Raw genomic sequence first — 19,229 nt, 5'->3', positions numbered from 1 at the left:
TAATGGAGAAATCTAATCGGTATGTTATACCTGAGAGAAGAGTGAGGAGTTATCCAAGGGTTGTAAAAGGAAAACCTCAAAAATACCCAAGAAAAAGCCAGTCAATCTCTTAACTGACTGGCATTACGGCATGCGCCGACTTTTTCAAATGCATTTCTTAGCGTAATTTTAAGGTCATTAGACCCAAAACTACCAGCATAATCGTAATAATCCAGAAACGGATGACGACTTGAGTTTCACGCCAACCTTTCTTTTCATAATGGTGATGCAAAGGTGCCATCAGGAATACCCGTTTATTACGCATTCTTAATGAACCGATTTGCAGGAAGACTGAAATTGCTTCCACCAGGAATACACCTGCCATAATCGCAAACACGATTTCCTGACGTACCATCACGGCAATCGTACCCAGCATTGCACCTAAAGATAATGCACCCACGTCACCCATAAACACTTGAGCTGGATGAGCGTTATACCAGAGGAATGCCAGACCGGCACCAATCATCGCAGCACAGATCACCACCAGTTCAGAAGAATATTTCACATAAGGAATATGTAAGTAGTTAGCGAAACGTACATCGCCTGCCAAATAAGCAAATACCCCTAAACCGGCTGCAACCAGGACAATTGGCATAATTGCCAGACCATCCAGACCATCGGTCAGGTTTACGGCATTGGATGCACCATTAATCACGAAGTAAGTGAAAATAATGAAGCCAATTCCCAGCGGAATCACAGACAATGGAATGGTGTGATCCTTAAAGAATGGAATTAACACATCCAGCATATTGGCAGTCACAACTGGATTCGGTTGCTGCTGGGCGATCACATACAGTGCAATACCAGCACCGATTGAACCTACAGACGTCCAAAAGAATTTCTTGCGTGCAGGTAAACCGGCATTGTCCTTATAACGGATTTTAATCCAGTCATCCGCCCAGCCAACGGCGCCGAAAATCACCATTACCGAGAGTACAATCCAGACATAAGGATTCGTCAGGTCTGCCCACAATAAGGTAGAGATCCCGATCGAGAGCAGGATTAGCACCCCACCCATGGTCGGTGTGCCCATTTTCTTGGCATGATTCTCAGGAGCAAACGAACTTACTGCCTGACCATATTTTAGTGCCTGCAATTTGCGAATCATGATCGGACCCAAGACCAAACCGATAGTCATAGCAGTCAAAACGCTGAGCAAAGCACGTAAAGTTAAATAACGAACCACCTGAAACGTGCTATCAAAGCCCGCCAGCTGGTCAAATAGCCATAACAGCATTTAGAGTTTCTCCATCAATGCAGCCATTAATGTTTCCATATGGGTAAAACGCGACCCTTTAAATAGAAAAGACATTGGCTGGGGATGATGTGTTTCAATCAAATCAATTAAAAATGGTAAAGCCTGCTCCTGATTGAGGAAAGCCTGCATCTTCTTACCATATTGCGTACTACGTGCACCTTCTTGTGCAGCTGGAGCAAATTCACCCACAGCCACCACAAAATTAATGCCTTTGACCGATACCAGATCCCGACCAAGTTTATAATGCTCGATCGCGGCAGATGAACCCAGTTCACCGATATCACCGGTCACCATCACTCGAATACCCTGCTGCTGCGCTAAAACTTCAGCCGCTGCACGCATCGAGCTTGGATTGGCATTGTAGGTATCATCAATAAATAAAAAATCTTTGTGCGGAATAAAGTTCAAACGACCTTTGGCACCAACAGCCTGTTCAAGGCCAGCCACGATATCATCCAGACTAATACCAATCGCCAAAGAGAAAGCCACTGCTGCAGTTGCGTTCTGCACATTGTGTTCACCAGCAAATGGCAGATTTACAGTTATAGTGCCTTGTGGTGTATTTAACGTGAAAGTCGCAGATTGCGGATGTAGTTCTACGTCAGTTGCATAGACATCACCGCCCTGACCAAAACTTAGAGTCTTCTCGGTTTTGACGGCTGCACGAATCTGCTCGGCATAATCATCCGCTGCAGGCACAATCGAAGTTTCAGAAATATGTGAATAGATTTCAGACTTGGCGCGACAAATCCCATCACGACCACCAAACTCACCCAAATGTGCGGTACCGATATTAATGATACCGGCCACATGCGGCTGTACCAGATTGGAAGTGTAATCAATTTCACCCTGATGGCTCGCACCCAGCTCCATCACCGCATACTGATGTTCAGCACGCAGTTCCAGCAACATCATTGGGACACCCAAATCATTATTCAGGTTACCGCGAGTGACTAAAGTCGGTGCCAGACGTGACAGGATACTGCCCAGCATTTCCTTGGTCGTGGTTTTACCGCTACTGCCTGTCAAAGCAATGACTTTAAGCTGTGAGTTTTGCTGACGACGATAAGCGCCAAGATGACCCAGTGCCAGACGAGTGTCTTCAACTACTAGCTGGCAAATCTCTGCATCAACAGGTCGACTGACAATTGCGACTCCACAGCCCTTCTCAGCCACTTGGGCGATAAAGTCATGCGCATCAAAACGCTCACCTTTAAGTGCCAAAAAAACATCACCTGCTTCGGCATAACGGGAATCAGTTAAAATCCGCTTAATCTGACCTTCAGGTTTTTTATCATTCAGCCAATAACCCTGAGTGGCTTGCTGTAACTGTTCAATTGTCCATGGCTCTAGAGGCACGGTACTTGTTGTTGAAGTATGCATGTGAAATCCTAATGCGCTGGAAATGCTAAATCACGGTTGTGATGCTGGGCATCAATCGCGGCCTGTACCTCGACCACATCATCAAACCAATGTCGCACCCCATCAATCTCCTGATAATTTTCGTGTCCCTTACCGGCAATCACCACAATGTCACCTGGCTGTGCCTGGTCGACTACAAAGCGGATTGCTTCACGACGGTCATGAATTTCATGATAGGTTTTGCCTGAAAAATCGATACTCTGCTTCATGTCAGCGAAAATCTGGTTTGGATCTTCAGTACGCGGATTGTCCGAAGTCAGCACTGCAATATCAGCACCTTCGAGGGCCGCCTGAGTCATCAGCGGACGTTTGCCACGATCACGATCACCGCCACAACCAAAAGCAACCCAGAGTTTTTGACTGACATGGCGCTTCAGCGTAAGCAAGACCTGAGTCAGGGCATCTGGAGTATGTGCATAATCCACAACAAATAAACGCTCATCATCACGAATGACCTGCATACGGCCTGGGGCACCTTTCAGCTCGGGCACAGTTGCAATTAAATCGGCTAATGCAAAACCGGCTTGCTCTGCCACAACCAGGCTGGCAACCAGATTTTCGATATTAAAATGACCCAGCAAAGGACTATGCACAGTAAATGTATCTTGTGCAGTGATCAGTTTGAATTCAGCACCGGAAATACTGTACTGGATATCCTGAACCTGATAATCAGCTGCTTGCGACAAAGAATAAGTCAGAATTTTCGGCTGATTCGGATTGGCTTTTGCAGTATTCAGCATCACCTCTGCATGTGCGTCATCAATATTGATGACTGCAACTTTCAGAGATTCAAAGCTGAATAAACGCGATTTTGCTTCTGCATAAGCTTCCAGCGTACCGTGATAGTCGAGATGGTCACGACTTAAATTGCTATAAGCCGCAATTTCAATCGCACAACCATTCAGACGGCCTTGCTCCAGACCATGCGAACTCGCTTCAATTGAAGCAAATTCCGCGCCTGCCTGTGCATAGGCATGCAAGGCATTTTGCAATTGCAGGGCATCCAGTGTGGTATGAGAAGAGGCTTCCAGATTCGGCAAAACACCATTCCCTGTAGTCCCCATAACTGCACAAGCTTTGCCTTGCAGCATCAGCAACTCAGCAACCAGACGGGAAATTGTGGTTTTACCATTGGTACCAGTTACGGCCAGAATACGGGCAGCCTTGACTGGCTGAGTCGCTTGCAGATAGCGCTTTTGCCACTCGCCCATCAAGTGACGGACATTGGGTACTACCAAAGCTGGAGTAACACCTAGCTCTTGTTCTGAAATTACGGCCAGTGCACCCAATGACAGGGCTTTTTTGGCATATTCTGCGGTTTTTTCAGGTTGAGACAAGCTGGTCAGGGCAATAAAAATTTGCCCCAGTTTAACTTTGCGGCTGTCCAGTTCGAAACCCTGAAAGGATTGTCGCATCCATTCAGCAGGTTCTTGAACGGCGTAGAGATCTTGAAATGTAATGGACATTGATCACCTATTTACTGGACTTTGGGAGATTCTAAAGGTTTGTCCAACGGGACATTCAGCAAGCGTAAAGATTCCTGCATCACACGGGCAAAGACAGGTGCAGATACCATACCACCATAATAAGACCCTTGCGGATTTTCCACGACCACCACCATAGCAATACGCGGATCACTCACGGGTGCTACACCGGCAAATAAGGCACGGTATTCACTGGTTGAATAGCCTTTACGGTCGGCACGCAATTTATGCGCAGTACCGGTTTTACCTGCAACACGATAACCAGGTACGGTTGCACGGGTTGCTGTACCACCAGGCAGAGTTGCTGTTTCCATCATCAGCAGAACCTGTTCTGCGATTTGTGGATCAATCATCTGCTCGCCCTGTGGCTGTTCTTCTAATTTATACAGGCTTAAAGGCACTTTCACACCTTTGTTCGCCAGCATGGCATAGGCATCAGCCAGTTGCAGCACAGTCGCATTCAGACCATAACCATAGGCCATAGTTGCTACTTCAGATACATTCCATTTACTTGGCGGCAGAATCAAACCGGAACTTTCACCCGGAAATTTCACTGCGGAACGCTGACCAAAACCAAGACGTTTATAGAAAGTCGGTAAAGTTTCATACGGCAGTGACAGAGCTAATTTAGCTACCCCGACGTTTGATGATTTCTGGATAATCCCACCCAACGTCAACTGACCATAGTTATGCGTATCACGAATAGTGTGGTTTCCGACCCGCATACTACCTGGACTCGTATTGATGACCGAATTGGCCGTATATTTCCCGCTCTCTAGAGCCATCGCCACAGTTAGCGGCTTCATGGTTGAACCCGGCTCGAAGGAATCGACAGCGCCACGATTACGCATTGCGTCTTTATTTAATAAGCCATTCTTGTCATTCGGGTTATAAGAGGGCCAAGAAGACATTGCCAGAATTTCACCGGTTTTGACGTCGACTGCAATCGCTGTTGCGGAGCGGGCATTATTGGCGACGCCTGCTGCAGTCAGTTCACGATACATAATGTACTGTAAACGTGAGTCGATACTCAGGGTAATGTTTTCACCTGGCTCAACTTCTTTAATCACTTCCGGTTCTTTAACCCGGTTGCCTTTTTTGTCACGGATAATCTGCTGTTCACCATCCTGACCGGCAAGACGGGTATTCAGCTGCATCTCCAGACCTTCGATCCCAATTCCCTCACTATTGGTCAGACCAATAATCTGGGAGTTTGGCTGGGGCTGAGGATAATAGCGCTTATAGTTTTTCTCGGTATACACACCTTGGAAATTACGCTTCATGATCAGTTCCGCCTGTTGTGGCGGCACTTCTTTTTTCAGGATCAGATAACGTGAACGTGGACGCTCTTCCATCTTTTTGCGCAATTCAGCACGATCCATGCCCACTGCATCAGCCAGCTCATCCAGATTCAGGTTTTTATCTGGGAGCTGGCGTTTTAGTTTACGGCTATTCGGCTCTTTCTGTAGCGCCAGCATGGTTTCATCATAGAGTCTTTTATTATCAAAATAGTCACGTGGGTCAATCACGATTTTCATAATCGGCGTACTGATCGCCAGTGGAATACCATTACGATCATAAATTACGCCACGCATGGCCTTGATGGTATTGGTTCGTAAAATATTGGCATTGGCTTTATTTTGCAGAAAATCCTTATTAATAATCTGCACATAGAAAGCTCGGCCGATTAGTGTCACAAAACACAGCAGCACCACGGCCCACATGATGTAAAAACGGTTGATATAAACATTTAAGGCATTTTTCTCGGTGACGGACTGCTTTTTACGTACCGGTTGCTTCTTTCTCTTGTCTACCATGTTCGAGCGCTAGCCTTATTTTTTCTCATCTGAAGGTTGTGGTAAGGAAATCACGACACTCTGTGAAATCGGAGGTGAATACATCCTTAACTGGGTCACTGCACGGGTACCAATCTGCGCGGTCGCACCGAAAGTCTGCTGTTCAATCAGCAAACGTCCCCACTCTGCATTCAGGTCATCCCGTTCGCGCAGATAGGTACTTAGTTTGCGGTTATCCTGACGGTATTCAAAGACTTGGAAGACGACAAATACCGCACTGATGAAGACCATCAATATCAATATGAGGTAAATAATGACTTTTTTCAGCCATAACTTTTCTGTTTTTTTATCAACCACTTCAGTTTTCATGATGTGCCTATTAAGCTAAACGTTCTGCCACGCGCAGCCATGCGCTACGTGAACGAGGATTGGCTTTAACTTCCTCATCACTTGCCTTGACCCGGGCGATTTTCTTTAAACGTCGCGTATCCTTTTGTTGTTGCGGCATTCCCCAGCCTGAATCTTCTTCAAGCGTTGATTCTTTTTGAATAAACTGTTTAATCAACCGGTCTTCTAATGAATGAAAGCTGATCACAGCCAAACGTCCCTCTGGTTTTAAAATTTCAACCGCTTGAGGGAGGAAAGTTTCAATATCTTCTAATTCTTTATTAATAGCAATACGAATTGCCTGGAAAGTTCGGGTGGCAGCATGTTTATTTTTTTCCCATTTTGGATGGGCAACTTTCACAATTTCCGCCAGTTTGGCTGTGGTATCAATATATCCGGCAGCCTTGATCGCTTTGGCTATACGACGACTATAACGCTCTTCCCCATACTGAAAAATCACATTGGCCAGTGCTTCTTCTTCAATATCCACCAGCCATTCTGCTGCAGTCGGACCTTGCGAGTTGTCCATACGCATATCCAGCGGGCCATCTTTCATAAAGCTGAAACCGCGTTCTGCCTGATCCAGCTGCGGTGAAGACACCCCTAAGTCAGCCATCACACCATCTACACTTTCAATACCCTGCTCAGCTAATGCCTGTTTTAAATCAGCGAAGCTGGCATGGATAATTTTAAAACGTGAATCTCCCTGTTCCAGTTCTGCGGCAACAGCCAATGCTTGCGGGTCTTTATCGAAAGCATAGACGCGTGCATTTTCATCTAATTTGGAAAGTAATAAACGTGTATGCCCACCGCGACCAAAGGTTCCATCCACATAAATTCCCGTATTGCGACCAGCCAGTAAGGCATCAATCGTTTCGTGAAGTAATACAGAAATATGTGACATAAAAACTCAATCAATAGGGCGAAAAATTTAACTGCACATTATCACTCTGTTTAGCTAAAGCTCCAAACGACTTTTTGTAGATAAATATTAATTTCTATAGAGAAAACCGTTTTTATTTTTCGACAGCCGATAAAAAAGCCTCCATCCAGGAAGCTTTTTTATATTTTAAATTTATTTTCTAATCAACAGATTAACGCTTCGAGTTATAGATCTGGTCGAAGATTGCGCCATTCACAAAGTGAGTTTTCTGTGCATTGGCCCAGCCACCGAATACTTCATCAATGGTAAAGGTTTTAATTTTTGGGAACTGTGATGAATATTTGGCTAATACTTTCTCATTACGTGGACGGTAGAAATGTCGTGCTGCCATGTCCTGACCAAGTGGAGAGTAAAGATAGTTGATATAACCTTTAGCTAACCATTTATTGCCATTTTTATCTACGGTACGATCTACGATGGCTACAGAGGGTTCAGTCAGAATGGTCAAAGATGGATAAACGATATCAAACTTATTTTTACCGAGAGTTTTTTGTGTTACTAGGGCTTCATTTTCCCAAGTTAACAACACATCACCAATATTACGTTCAGCAAATGTGGTCATCGATGCACGTGCAGCAGAGTCCATCACTTTGACGTTTTTATAAAGCTTGCCGACAAATTCTTGGGCTTTGGCTTTGCTACCACCCGGCTGTTTCTCTGCATAACCCCAAGCTGACAGATAAACCCAACGTGGCAAGCCACCAGTTTTCGGATTTGGTGTAATAATTTCTACACCCGGTTTAGTCAGATCTTTCCAGTCTTTAATTCCTTTGGGGTTATCCTTACGTACCATGAAGACAATCGTTGAAGTATAAGGTGCAGAATTGTGCGGGAACTCTTTTTGCCAGCCTGGCTGGATCTGACCAGATCTTACGATCTCTTCAATATCGTTTGCCAATGCCAAGGTCACCACATCACCTTTTAAACCGTCAACCACAGAACGGGCCTGTTTACCTGAACCGCCGTGAGACTGTTTAAAGTTCACATCAATACCGGTTCGTTTTTTCCAGTAGGCACCAAAAGATTTGTTGAATTCGTCATAGAATTCACGGGTCGCATCATAAGAAACGTTCAGGAATTCACGATCCGCGGCTTGGCTCGCAGTTGCAGTAAATGTCAGACCTGTTGCCAATAAGGCAGCACTAACCAGTGATTTTAATTGAGTTTTCATAAGAGCATCGGGAGATTATCTTCATTAGATATAACTATATGAAATAAAATTATTTTTCGCAATTGAGCAAACAAAGTGCATACAGGGTAATATTTAGTTATTTTTTGTTTTAATTTCATGTTTTATATAATAAAAATATCTAAATTAAAGGCTTATTCTATTTTTATAGCATTTTATGCTTTAGATATAAAAAAAACGGATAATAAATTATCCGCTTTCTACTTATGGTTCAGTAATTAGAATTATTTACGGTTTTCCGCAGAGATTTGATCGTAGATGGCTCCATTCACAAAATGGGTTTTCTGCGCTTTTGCCCAGCCGCCAAAGACTTTATCAATGGTAAAAGTCTGGATTTTTGGGAATTGCGCCGCATATTTTGCTGCTGCTTTAGCATCACGTGGACGGAAGTAATATTTCGCTGCCAGCTCCTGCCCTTTTGGTGAATATAATTGACATACTCCCACCACTTTCGTTTTCACTCAAGTGGGGGATTCTAAAAGCAAAGCTCTTAGGCGACTTCCTCACGGATTTCGCTTGCTTTCTGCTTCTTAGGGCGACCTTTACCGCATCCACCCTCCACAGACAAAACGGCATGTCCTGCCGACAATATATTACGAGATGCGTTTAAATCCGCATTCGCAACATAACCGCATCCGACACACTCAAATTTAGCTTGAGTTTGTCGGTTTTCTTTTGCTACATGACCACATTCACAGCAGGTTTGACTTGTGTACTTCGGATCAACTTTTACAAGTAATCCACCTCGCCATTGTTGCTTATATTCCAACATACTAACGAGCATGCCCCAACCTTGATCTAGGATTGATTTGTTTAAGCCTGACTTAGCTTTTACATTCTTTCCTTGATTTTCGATTGTGCCACTTGCTGACTTCGACATATTTGCTACTTTTAAATCCTCAACAGCAATCATTGCGTGGTTTTTGCTGAGCGTTGTAGTGATTTTTTGCAAGTAGTCATGACGAATATTGGCAATGTGATGATGTAGTTTATTGATTTTAAAATTCAGTTTTTTCCAATTTTGACTAAATTTAACTTTCTTTCTCTGCTTCCGTTGAAGTCTAGCTAATTTAATCTGATTGGTTTTAAAGCTATTGATCGGGTCAAAGACCTGACCATTTGAGGTAGTGATTAATTTCTTAACACCAAGATCAACACCAATCGCTGATTTTGATGGGTGGATCGGCATTTCAGTAAGTTCTGTTTCAGTACAGAATGAAACGTACCAACGTCCTGACACCTTACTGATCGTCACATTTTTTATTGTGCCTAGAATCTCTTGCGACTTCCTGAATTTAATAACACCTACGCCATTAGGGAGTTTGAGTTTATTTCCTTTAACCCAACAGTATTTATCGAATTGTACAAGGCGAATGGAATCATAACCGTCTGATTTTTTCTTAAATCTAGGCATAAGTGGGCGCAACTGAACCTCAGTACCATCAGCCAATTTAAAAAATTTAGGTTTCTTAGGTTTGCGCTTTTTTTCTTTTAGTCGAGCATGTTCTTTAGGGTTGAAAAACTTCCCCCATGCTGATGCAAGATCACGAACTTTTTGTTGAAGTGACACAGCATTTGAATTTCCATCTAAAAAGCTAAACTGAGGATTCTTTTTCAGTGCTGTTATCTTTTTTACTAGATTCACCGCATTAATGTGTTTATTTTGAGCAAACATTTCAAATGAAATTGCTAATATTTGATTCCAAACAAAGCGTGCAGAGCCAACGAGATTATTTAAAATAACCTCTTGCTCGACATTAGGCTCAAGCCTAAATTTATACGCTTTATTGATTTTCATTAATGAGTGTGTATCTGGTAATATGGTGCTGATTCTAACATTTTAGGTATATTTTTTCAATGAGTGAGATATATAAAAACCGACATTCAGCCTTTAATCTTCATGTTCATTTAGTTTTTATAACGAAATATCGAAAAAAAATACTAGGTGAGTTGCATCATAAATATTTCAATGAGTGTGCAACTGAAATATGTAAAGATTTTGATGCTGAATTAAAGGAATGTAATGGTGAATCCGACCATGTTCACATGCTTATTCAGTATCCACCAACGGTACAGTTAAGCAAATTGGTTAATAATTTAAAGTCTGTAACAAGTAGAAGAATGCGAAATGAGTTTTTAGACTTGAGAGGGAATTATACAAAACCTGTTTTATGGTCAAGATCATATTTTGCAGGGTCTTGTGGTGGTGCGCCTTTGGAAATAATCAAACAATATATTCAGAATCAACAAGGTTGAAATTTGTGAAATTCACCTCCACCCTGACTGACGGGTGGAGTCCTCTTTCACTTGGAGATAGTAGAAGTTATTATCTTTTTCATGATGGGCACTCATTGCTAATTTACTCAGCACTATATAAACAAAAAAATTACTTAACAATCATGTGTTTATAATATTTTATCCAATCATATTCTATTTTTGATATATATGCTCACAATTCATTTCGGATACATTTTCCCCTAAAAATTTAATATCCTGCTACAATATAAGACAGTTCTTCACGATCTCTACACAGTTATCTGTTACAAATAGGCAACTTAAATGTGGAAATCCTGAGATTTAGTAATTTTCCACAGAGAAATATTAGTTTTTTGTAAAAAATGTGACTTGGTTCTACTTTTTCATATCTGAATGTGATTAGATTGTAGCCAGTATTATAACAACATTTTTAACAAAACAAGATTAACCAAAGCCAAGGAGGAAGTTTGGATATGAAATTTAAAATATTTACAGCCAGCATCCTAAGTCTTATCACGCTGTTCTCGATTCAACTTGGCCATGCCGTAGTTGTGAAAACAGAGCTACCTAAAGCCTCTGTAAGTGCAATTGAAGTGAAAACCTCACCAATTGAAAAAGCAATTCAGCAACATAAAGCTGATAAAAATGCTTTTCATACTGAGGATGAACTTAAAGCGCTGACTGCGTTCAAATCAAATCCGACTCAAAGCTTTTTTGCAGCTCAAAACTTGCGCTTTACCCGCTTTGTGCAAAGTATCTTTTCTCCGAGCAATTCATAAGACTTAGTTTTAGTTCTCCACATTCGTTATATTTTGCTCATCCTGAAAAGCCGCATCATTCAATGTTGAATAAAGCATTAAGTGATGTGGCTTTTTCGTTATAATAGCTGCAATTTTATATTTAAGATTAGATCCGGTTATGACTGTTCGTACTCGTATTGCACCTTCTCCTACCGGTTTCCCGCATGTGGGAACTGCCTATATTGCCCTGTTCAACCTGTGTTTTGCCAAACAGCACGGTGGCGAATTCATTCTTCGTATTGAAGATACGGATCAGCTGCGTTCTACTCCTGAATCTGAAAAAATGATTCTGGACTCCCTACGCTGGTTAGGCCTGAACTGGTCAGAAGGTCCAGATGTCAGTGGTCCACATGCACCGTACCGTCAGTCAGAACGCATGAGCATCTATAAAAAATACGCAGAAGAACTGGTAGATAAAGGTCATGCCTTCTACTGCTTCGCAACAGCGCAAGAACTGGATGAAATGCGTGCTGAACAGCAGGCTCGTGGCGAAACTCCACGCTATGATGGCCGCGGTCTAAAACTGTCTAAAGAAGAAGTGGCACGTCGTCTGGCAGCTGGTGAACCGCACGTGATCCGTATGAAAGTGCCGACTGAAGGGGTATGTACCTTTAATGACATGCTCCGTGGTGAAGTAGAAATTCCATGGGCGCAAGTCGACATGCAAATTCTGCTAAAAACGGATGGTCTGCCAACTTACCATTTGGCAAACGTGGTTGATGATCACCTGATGCAAATTACGCATGTGATTCGTGGTGAAGAATGGATTCCATCTGCACCGAAACATCAGTTGCTGTACAAATACTTTGGTTGGGACATGCCAGTCCTGTGCCACATGCCTCTACTGCGTAACCCAGACAAATCAAAACTGTCTAAACGTAAGAACCCGACCTCAATTAACTACTACAAAGATATCGGCGTATTGCCAGAAGCATTGCTGAACTATCTAGGCCGTATGGGCTGGTCAATGCCAGATGAGCGTGAAAAATTCACTTTGGCTGAAATGATTGAACACTTTGACATTAACCGTGTCTCTCTGGGTGGTCCTATCTTCGATATTGAGAAACTCAACTGGTTAAATGGCCAATGGATTAAAGCTCTCTCTCCTGCTGAACTGTTAGATACCTTACTGGCTTGGAAAGCAGACCGTGCCAAACTGGAAGAAATCGCTGCTGCAATTCAACCACGGATCAATCTGCTGTCTGAAGCAGTGAACTGGTCAGCGCACTATTTCAACCATTTCCCGACTTTGACTAAAGAACAGTTCGAAAGCAAAAAACTTTCTGAAGAACAAGTGCGTCAAAGCCTGCAATTTGCGATCTGGCGTCTAGAAAGCCTGTTCACCTGGAACAATGACACTGTTAGCCAAACGTTGATGGATCTGGCGAATCAGATGAGCATTAAATTACGTGACTTTATGCCAGCGTTCTTTATTGCGATTGCCGGTTCAACCGCTTCTACCCCAGTCATGCAGACCATGGTCACTATTGGTCCGGATCTAACTTTTGCCCGTCTGCGCCACGCGCTGGAAGTGGTCGGTGCTCCTAGCAAGAAAGAAGTAAAAGCTTGGGAAAAACTGAATGAGAGTCTGAAACTGCCGAAAAATGAAGCAGTTGATCAAGCTTAATTTATTTTTTAGTTGACGTCTAAGCGTTATATCCATAATATAGCGCTCACACAGACTGGGGTCATAGCTCAGTTGGTAGAGCGCTACAATGGCATTGTAGAGGTCAGGAGTTCGATCCTCCTTGACTCCACCAAATAAGTCTTGCTTTACCTGTGTATTTGCCTCATTTGTCCCTATCGTCTAGAGGCCTAGGACATCGCCCTTTCACGGCGGTAACCGGGGTTCGAATCCCCGTAGGGACGCCATATTCAAGATGGCAACATCTTAATAAAAAACCCAAGCATTGTGACTTGGGTTTTTTATTGTCTGTCTGTTTTATATTGGCGGTATTTCGGTTTTTGCGTATCTTCCGATAAAATAATCAGTAATTTAGAATTTTGGAGTAGTAATGCAATATCGTTGCCCTAAATGTCAAAGCCCAAAAATCATGCCCGTTGCTCAGCCAGGTCAACCGGCGGCGCGCCCAGTCGTGCCTAAAAGCCTGATCATGCTGGTGCCTGCCCTGTTTGTATTATTGCTGCTGGTCATCATTAGCATCGCGATGTGGATTTTTGGAGATGGTGCAGGTACGACTTTACAGACCGCTACTGTGATCGTGTTTATTATCTGTCTGATCGCAGGCTTCATGTTCTATAAAGATTTGCCTGATTTTAAAATTTCCATGCAGGCTTTCATGCAAAGCCAAAAGAAATGGAAATGCCGTGAATGCAATCATGAGTGGGAAATCTGATTTCTAGAGTTCACTCATTTTCAAAGCCGAAAAATCTTGCATGTTTATGCAAGATTTTTTTATTAGTAAAACTAAATCTTCTAACCCCTAATATCAAAATGTCGACTAGAACAACAAATTCATATTTCTTCCAATTTGCTTCACTTTTAAAATGAAGTTTTTTTATTTCTACTGCTTGTTTTTGCTCATTAAATACACAAAAATATCAACATGAGACTAAAAGCATGTAATTCATTACCGAAATAAAACCGCTTTATATTGTAGTCTTTAGTGGATAGTTTAATTAATTGTTAATAATGGCAAAGGTGAGGAATAAAAATGCTTAAACTTAAAAAAGTCATACATTTTCTGTTTTCTCATGATGAGCCAACAGGTTCAGAAATGGAAAATTATATTTCTGAAGCAGACACCTATTATCTGGAAGCTGTACAGTTTGAAAAGCTTTGCCATATTTTAAAGCAACGCCAAGCTGAACAATTTCAAATTACGCAGCTAGAGCAGCAAGAAAATTATCAACGCAATGCTTTCTGGAACTACTTAAGTGCAGCAACACGTGGTCACGCCGAAGCGCAATATAGACTGGGTAAACACTTTCTTAAAGGTAGTCTAGGTTTAGATCAGAATTATTTTCATGCTGAGGAATGGCTGAATAAGGCTAAACAGCAAGGTCATTTAAAAGCTGCACAACTGTTATCAAATACTTATAGCCAAATGAGTGTCCAATATTAAAGAAAAAAACCAGCCCGAAAGCTGGTTTTTTTATGCGCTTTGATTAAGCACCAATTTTGCGATATTTCTGACGCTTCGCTGCCAGATCATCGCCATATTTCTTACGGCGATACTCTTCAAACTCGGTATAGTTACCGGTGAAGAATTCTGGAGTCTCATCTTCAAATGACAAGATGTGAGTCGCAATACGGTCCAGGAACCAACGGTCATGCGATACCACCATCACACAGCCCGGGAAGACCAAAATCGCATCTTCTAACGCACGTAAAGTTTCTACGTCCAAGTCGTTTGATGGTTCATCGAGCAGGATTACGTTCGCACCTTGTTGCAGGATTTTCGCAAGTTGTAAACGGTTACGCTCACCACCTGACAATTCACCTACACGTTTTTGCTGATCTTGGCCTTTAAAGTTAAAGCGCCCAATATAAGCACGAGATGCAATTTCGTAATCACCCACTTTCAGGATATCCAGACCGCCAGACACTTCTTCCCAAACGGTTTTATTGTCATCCAGGGTGTCACGAATCTGACCCACATAAGCAACTTTTACAGAATCACCCAAAGTCACTGTACCAGTATCGGGTTGCTGTTCGCCCGTCATCATACGGAACAATGTAGTTTTACCTGCACCGTTTGGACCTACGATACCGACAATCGCTGTTGGTGGTACTGTGAAAGACAAGTCTTTATACAGCAGTTTGTCACCAAACGATTTGCTAATCCCTTCAACTTCAACCACCTTGTTGCCCAGACGCGGACCAGGTGGAATATAGATTTCAGATGTTTCGTTACGTTGCTGGAATTCACGAGAGTTAAGCTCTTCGAAACGCTCCATACGTGCTTTGTTTTTCTTCTGCTGGCCTTTCGCATTTGAACGAACCCATTCAAGTTCTTTTTTCAATGCTTTAGCAAACGATTCTTCCTGCTTGTTCTCTTGTTCTAAACGCGCATTTTTCTGTTCCAGCCAAGAAGAATAGTTACCTTGGTAAGGAATACCATGTCCACGGTCAAGCTCCAGAATCCACTCGGCCACGTTATCAAGGAAGTAACGGTCGTGCGTAATCGCTACGATGGTGCCCGGGAAGTCTTTCAGGAAGCGTTCCAGCCAAGATACAGACTCTGCATCCAAGTGGTTAGTTGGTTCGTCGAGAAGCAGCATGTCTGGTTTAGACAGCAGTAAACGGCACAATGCAACACGACGGCGTTCACCACCTGAAAGCATGGTTACATCTGCATCCCATGCAGGCAGATTTAATGCTGCTGCAGCCTGTTCCAGCTGGTTATTCAGGTTATGCGCATCCCAAGTCTGGATAATTGCTTCCAGTTTTTCCTGCTCTTTTGCTAGTGCATCGAAGTCTGCATCTGGATCTGCATAGTCTGCAAATACCTGATCAAGGCGCTCTAATGCATCAAGTGCTTCACGTACGCCGTCTTCAACGTTGCCACGAACGTCTTTGGTTGGATCAAGTGGTGGTTCTTGCTCGAGGTAACCAATTTTGATACCCGGTTGCGCACGTGCTTCACCAGAGAAATCTTTATCTACGCCCGCCATAATACGAAGCAAAGTAGATTTACCTGCACCGTTCAGACCAAGCACACCAATTTTTGCGCCTGGGAAAAATGATAAGGAGATATCCTTGAGGATTTCGCGCTTTGGCGGAACCATCTTGGACACTCGGTTCATCGTATAAATATATTGGGCCACGTAGGACTCCTCAATTGAAAAACCAAATGGGGGAAGAAACAAACTCCCCCTGCTCAATCATGAGCGAAAAAATAATCGGCTATTATACGCAGAAAGTCTTCAAAACATAAGCCATTCACGTGAAGTTAATGCCTTGTTACAAGTTTAATCCTGTTTATTTTTCAAACAGCATTTCTGACACCTAAACTTGCATTATTTTATTGATGCTATATCGTTAATTAAGATATTCATTTGAATAAATATGCACTTTTCTTCATATTTCAAGTGCTAATATTTGAGCAGTTTCATTACAGCTAAAAACACAAGAAGACCAACGATCATGACTCATAAAGCAGAAACTTTAGCGATTCACGCAGGCTATAGCCCGGAACCTACTACTAAAGCTGTGGCAGTGCCAATTTATCAAACCACCTCATATGCCTTTGACAATACTCAGCACGGTGCCGATCTGTTTGACCTGAAAGTTCAGGGCAATATTTATACCCGCATTATGAACCCTACCACAGCGGTGCTAGAACAACGTATTGCAGCTCTGGAAGGTGGTATTGGTGCGCTGGCTTTAGCTTCGGGTATGGCTGCGATTACCTATGCGATTCAGACCATTGCTGAAGCGGGTGACAATATTGCTTCGGTGTCCACTTTATATGGTGGCACCTATAACCTGTTTGCGCATACGCTGCCTAAACAAGGGATCGAAGTTCGCTTCTTTGATTATCAAGACCCGGAAGCATTACGTGGCCTAATTGATGACAAGACCAAACTGGTTTTTGTGGAATCAATTGGAAACCCACTGGGCAATATTATTGACCTCGAAGCGATTTCCAAGATTGCGCATGAATATGGCGTACCAGTCATCGTTGATAATACGGTTGCCACCCCAGTCCTACAAAAATCTTTTGATTTCGGTGCCGACATCGTGGTGCATTCACTCACCAAATACATTGGCGGTCATGGTAATTCGATCGGCGGTATTATCGTGGATAGTGGCAAGTTCCCATGGGGGCAACATGCCGAGCGTTTCCCTGCTCTGAATACACCTGATCCAAGCTATCACGGTGTCAATTATGTCGAAGCTTTAGGTGAAGCTGCCTATATCGCTCGCGCTCGCGTCGTACCTCTGCGTAATACCGGGGCAGCGATCAGCCCGCAAAATGTATTTTTAATTCTGCAAGGCTTGGAAACTTTGAGTCTACGTATGGAACGTCATACTGAAAATGCGCTGAAGGTTGCAGAATATTTACAACAACATCCGAAAGTAAAATGGGTCAATTATGCCGGTCTGAAAGATCACCCGCAGCATGCTTTGGCACAAAAATATGTGAGAGGTAAACCGTCTGCCATTCTGACTTTTGGTGTAGAAGGTGGCCGTGAAGGCGGTGCCCGTTTTATCGATGCCCTGCAACTGTTCACCCGTCTGGTCAATATTGGGGATGCCAAAAGTCTGGCCTGTCATCCTGCAACAACCACCCACCGCCAGCTTAATCCTGAAGAGCTCAAATCAGCAGGTGTGAGTGAAGATATGGTTCGTTTATCGATTGGAATTGAACATATTGATGACCTGATTGCGGATCTGGAACAATCTCTTGCAGCAGTTTAAGCGCCATTTTAAAGCAGAAAACTCCAGCAAAAATGCTGGAGTTTTTTTATTTATTTTTTGAATACAATCACTTGCTTTGTGATTTATTTTCATGATAAAAATCAATTGAAACGGCGAACACAATTAGAGCAATTACTCTAATTTTTATTTTATTTTCAATAGTTTAATGTATAGATTTTCTTAAATAATTAGTTATTATATTAGTACTCATCTTCGCTCTTATCTCTTTAGAGCCATCTTTGATTTTTTAATAAAAATAATTTGAACACAGTCTTCAAATTAGGGATAACAAACGTGAAAACTAGACTACAGAAACAATTGGAAAAACGTATTGCAGGTAAAACTGTTCTCATTACAGGCGCATCCAGTGGTATAGGTTTAACGACGGCACATCAGCTGGCAGATGCTGGCGCACATGTTTTACTGGTCGCGCGTACCAAAGACACCCTAGAACAAGTAAAAAAAGAAATTGAATCCAAAGGCGGTAAAGCTTCGGTATTTCCATGTGATCTCAACAATATGGAATCCATTGATGAAGTGTCCAAACAGATTATTGCTTCAGTCGACCATATCGATATCCTGATTAACAATGCGGGCCGCTCGATTCGCCGTGCAGTGCATGAATCAGTGGATCGTTTTCATGATTTTGAACGTACCATGCAGCTAAATTATTTTGGTGCAGTGCGCCTGGTGATGAATATCCTGCCGCAAATGATGATTCGCCGTGCAGGTCATATCATTAATATCAGCTCGATTGGTGTATTGGCGAACGCCACCCGCTTCTCGGCTTATGTCGCATCTAAAGCGGCACTGGATGCTTTCAGCCGTTGTCTGTCTGCAGAAGTCCATTCACATAAAGTTGCAATCACTTCAATTTATATGCCTTTGGTTCGTACACCAATGATCGCACCGACCAAGATCTATAAATATGTGCCTACCCTGTCTCCGGAACAGGCAGCTGAACTGGTTGCTTATGCGATTGTGAAACGTCCGAAGAAAGTCGCAACCAATTTGGGACGTCTGGCTTCGATTACCTATGCGATTGCACCAGACATCAACAATGTCCTGATGTCGATCGGTTATAACCTGTTCCCAAGCTCTTCAGCATCAGTGGGTCAGCCGCAAAAACTGAACTGGGTGCAAAAGGCCTATGCGCGGATCTTCCCGGGCGAGCATTGGTAATTTCTTCAAGAATATTTCGGCCGCCTAAGGGCGGCTATTTTATTTCTGCACTTTAGAGATTCAACCGCTCAGGTTTATAATCTGA

16 protein-coding genes, 2 tRNA genes and 1 pseudogene are annotated in these 19,229 nt (G+C 42.9%); 9 read left to right on the top strand and 10 right to left on the bottom strand.

Going from position 1 to position 19,229, the window contains the following annotated elements:
• Nucleotides 1-157: 157 nt before the first annotated feature.
• From mraY to FTV13_RS06270, 9 genes and pseudogenes are all read right to left on the bottom strand, one after another.
• Entirely contained in the window at nt 158-1,276 is a 1,119-nt protein-coding gene (gene mraY, locus FTV13_RS06310; protein WP_034702197.1) for a phospho-N-acetylmuramoyl-pentapeptide-transferase, read from the bottom strand.
• Nucleotides 1,277-2,680, bottom strand: a complete 1,404-nt coding sequence (murF, locus tag FTV13_RS06305; RefSeq protein ID WP_180011368.1) for a UDP-N-acetylmuramoyl-tripeptide--D-alanyl-D-alanine ligase — start codon at nt 2,678-2,680, stop codon at nt 1,277-1,279.
• Nucleotides 2,681-2,688: 8 nt separating this feature from the next.
• Nucleotides 2,689-4,185: a UDP-N-acetylmuramoyl-L-alanyl-D-glutamate--2,6-diaminopimelate ligase gene (locus FTV13_RS06300; RefSeq protein ID WP_180011366.1), complete on the bottom strand. Its 1,497-nt coding sequence runs from the start codon at nt 4,183-4,185 to the stop codon at nt 2,689-2,691.
• An 11-nt stretch (nt 4,186-4,196) separates the two neighbouring features.
• Nucleotides 4,197-6,020, bottom strand: coding sequence for a penicillin-binding protein PBP3 (gene ftsI, locus FTV13_RS06295; RefSeq protein WP_166139556.1), 1,824 nt, complete (start codon nt 6,018-6,020; stop codon nt 4,197-4,199).
• A 15-nt stretch (nt 6,021-6,035) separates the two neighbouring features.
• Nucleotides 6,036-6,368 (bottom strand): cell division protein FtsL, encoded by a 333-nt coding sequence (gene ftsL, locus FTV13_RS06290; protein ID WP_159122699.1) that lies wholly within the window; start codon nt 6,366-6,368, stop codon nt 6,036-6,038.
• Nucleotides 6,369-6,378: 10 nt separating this feature from the next.
• Nucleotides 6,379-7,290 carry a 16S rRNA (cytosine(1402)-N(4))-methyltransferase RsmH gene (rsmH, locus tag FTV13_RS06285; protein WP_034702209.1) on the bottom strand — a complete coding sequence of 304 codons (912 nt, stop codon included), beginning with the start codon at nt 7,288-7,290 and terminating at the stop codon, nt 6,379-6,381.
• Nucleotides 7,291-7,480: 190 nt separating this feature from the next.
• Nucleotides 7,481-8,500: a sulfate ABC transporter substrate-binding protein gene (locus FTV13_RS06280; RefSeq protein ID WP_159122700.1), complete on the bottom strand. Its 1,020-nt coding sequence runs from the start codon at nt 8,498-8,500 to the stop codon at nt 7,481-7,483.
• A gap of 242 nt (nt 8,501-8,742) precedes the next feature.
• A pseudogene (locus tag FTV13_RS06275) lies at nt 8,743-8,949 on the bottom strand (sulfate ABC transporter substrate-binding protein); the annotation flags it as partial.
• A 59-nt stretch (nt 8,950-9,008) separates the two neighbouring features.
• Nucleotides 9,009-10,316 (bottom strand): RNA-guided endonuclease TnpB family protein, encoded by a 1,308-nt coding sequence (locus FTV13_RS06270; protein WP_131260640.1) that lies wholly within the window; start codon nt 10,314-10,316, stop codon nt 9,009-9,011.
• A 59-nt stretch (nt 10,317-10,375) separates the two neighbouring features.
• Here FTV13_RS06270 and tnpA point away from each other — a divergent pair, with 59 nt between their 5' ends.
• The 7 genes from tnpA to FTV13_RS06235 all read left to right on the top strand — a co-directional run bounded on the left by tnpA (nt 10,376) and on the right by FTV13_RS06235 (nt 14,660).
• On the top strand, nt 10,376-10,774 hold the full coding sequence (tnpA, locus tag FTV13_RS06265) for an IS200/IS605 family transposase (protein ID WP_004970281.1): 399 nt from the start codon (nt 10,376-10,378) through the stop codon (nt 10,772-10,774).
• 473 nt (nt 10,775-11,247) lie between these two features.
• Entirely contained in the window at nt 11,248-11,553 is a 306-nt protein-coding gene (locus tag FTV13_RS06260; protein ID WP_159122701.1) for a hypothetical protein, read from the top strand.
• 139 nt (nt 11,554-11,692) lie between these two features.
• Nucleotides 11,693-13,201: a glutamate--tRNA ligase gene (gene gltX, locus FTV13_RS06255; protein ID WP_159122702.1), complete on the top strand. Its 1,509-nt coding sequence runs from the start codon at nt 11,693-11,695 to the stop codon at nt 13,199-13,201.
• A 57-nt stretch (nt 13,202-13,258) separates the two neighbouring features.
• Nucleotides 13,259-13,334: transfer RNA gene (locus FTV13_RS06250), tRNA-Ala, on the top strand.
• Between the two features lie 36 nt (nt 13,335-13,370).
• A tRNA-Glu gene (locus FTV13_RS06245) sits at nt 13,371-13,446 on the top strand.
• A gap of 143 nt (nt 13,447-13,589) precedes the next feature.
• Complete coding sequence (locus FTV13_RS06240) at nt 13,590-13,931, top strand: hypothetical protein (protein ID WP_004787163.1); 342 nt, start codon at nt 13,590-13,592, stop codon at nt 13,929-13,931.
• Between the two features lie 318 nt (nt 13,932-14,249).
• Nucleotides 14,250-14,660, top strand: coding sequence for an SEL1-like repeat protein (locus FTV13_RS06235; RefSeq protein ID WP_159122703.1), 411 nt, complete (start codon nt 14,250-14,252; stop codon nt 14,658-14,660).
• Between the two features lie 43 nt (nt 14,661-14,703).
• On the opposite strand, the gene ettA is transcribed toward FTV13_RS06235, so the two are convergent.
• On the bottom strand, nt 14,704-16,365 hold the full coding sequence (gene ettA, locus FTV13_RS06230) for an energy-dependent translational throttle protein EttA (protein WP_005233568.1): 1,662 nt from the start codon (nt 16,363-16,365) through the stop codon (nt 14,704-14,706).
• Between the two features lie 319 nt (nt 16,366-16,684).
• Between ettA and FTV13_RS06225 the strand changes: the two genes are divergently transcribed.
• Complete coding sequence (locus FTV13_RS06225; protein ID WP_180011364.1) at nt 16,685-17,962, top strand: bifunctional O-acetylhomoserine aminocarboxypropyltransferase/cysteine synthase; 1,278 nt, start codon at nt 16,685-16,687, stop codon at nt 17,960-17,962.
• 294 nt (nt 17,963-18,256) lie between these two features.
• Nucleotides 18,257-19,144, top strand: coding sequence for an SDR family NAD(P)-dependent oxidoreductase (locus FTV13_RS06220; RefSeq protein WP_034169744.1), 888 nt, complete (start codon nt 18,257-18,259; stop codon nt 19,142-19,144).
• Nucleotides 19,145-19,229 lie beyond the last annotated feature (85 nt).

It is taken from the genome of Acinetobacter sp. YH12235 (assembly GCF_013417705.1).
GTDB lineage: Bacteria > Pseudomonadota > Gammaproteobacteria > Pseudomonadales > Moraxellaceae > Acinetobacter.
This window is presented reverse-complemented; position numbering and strand designations above follow the sequence as displayed.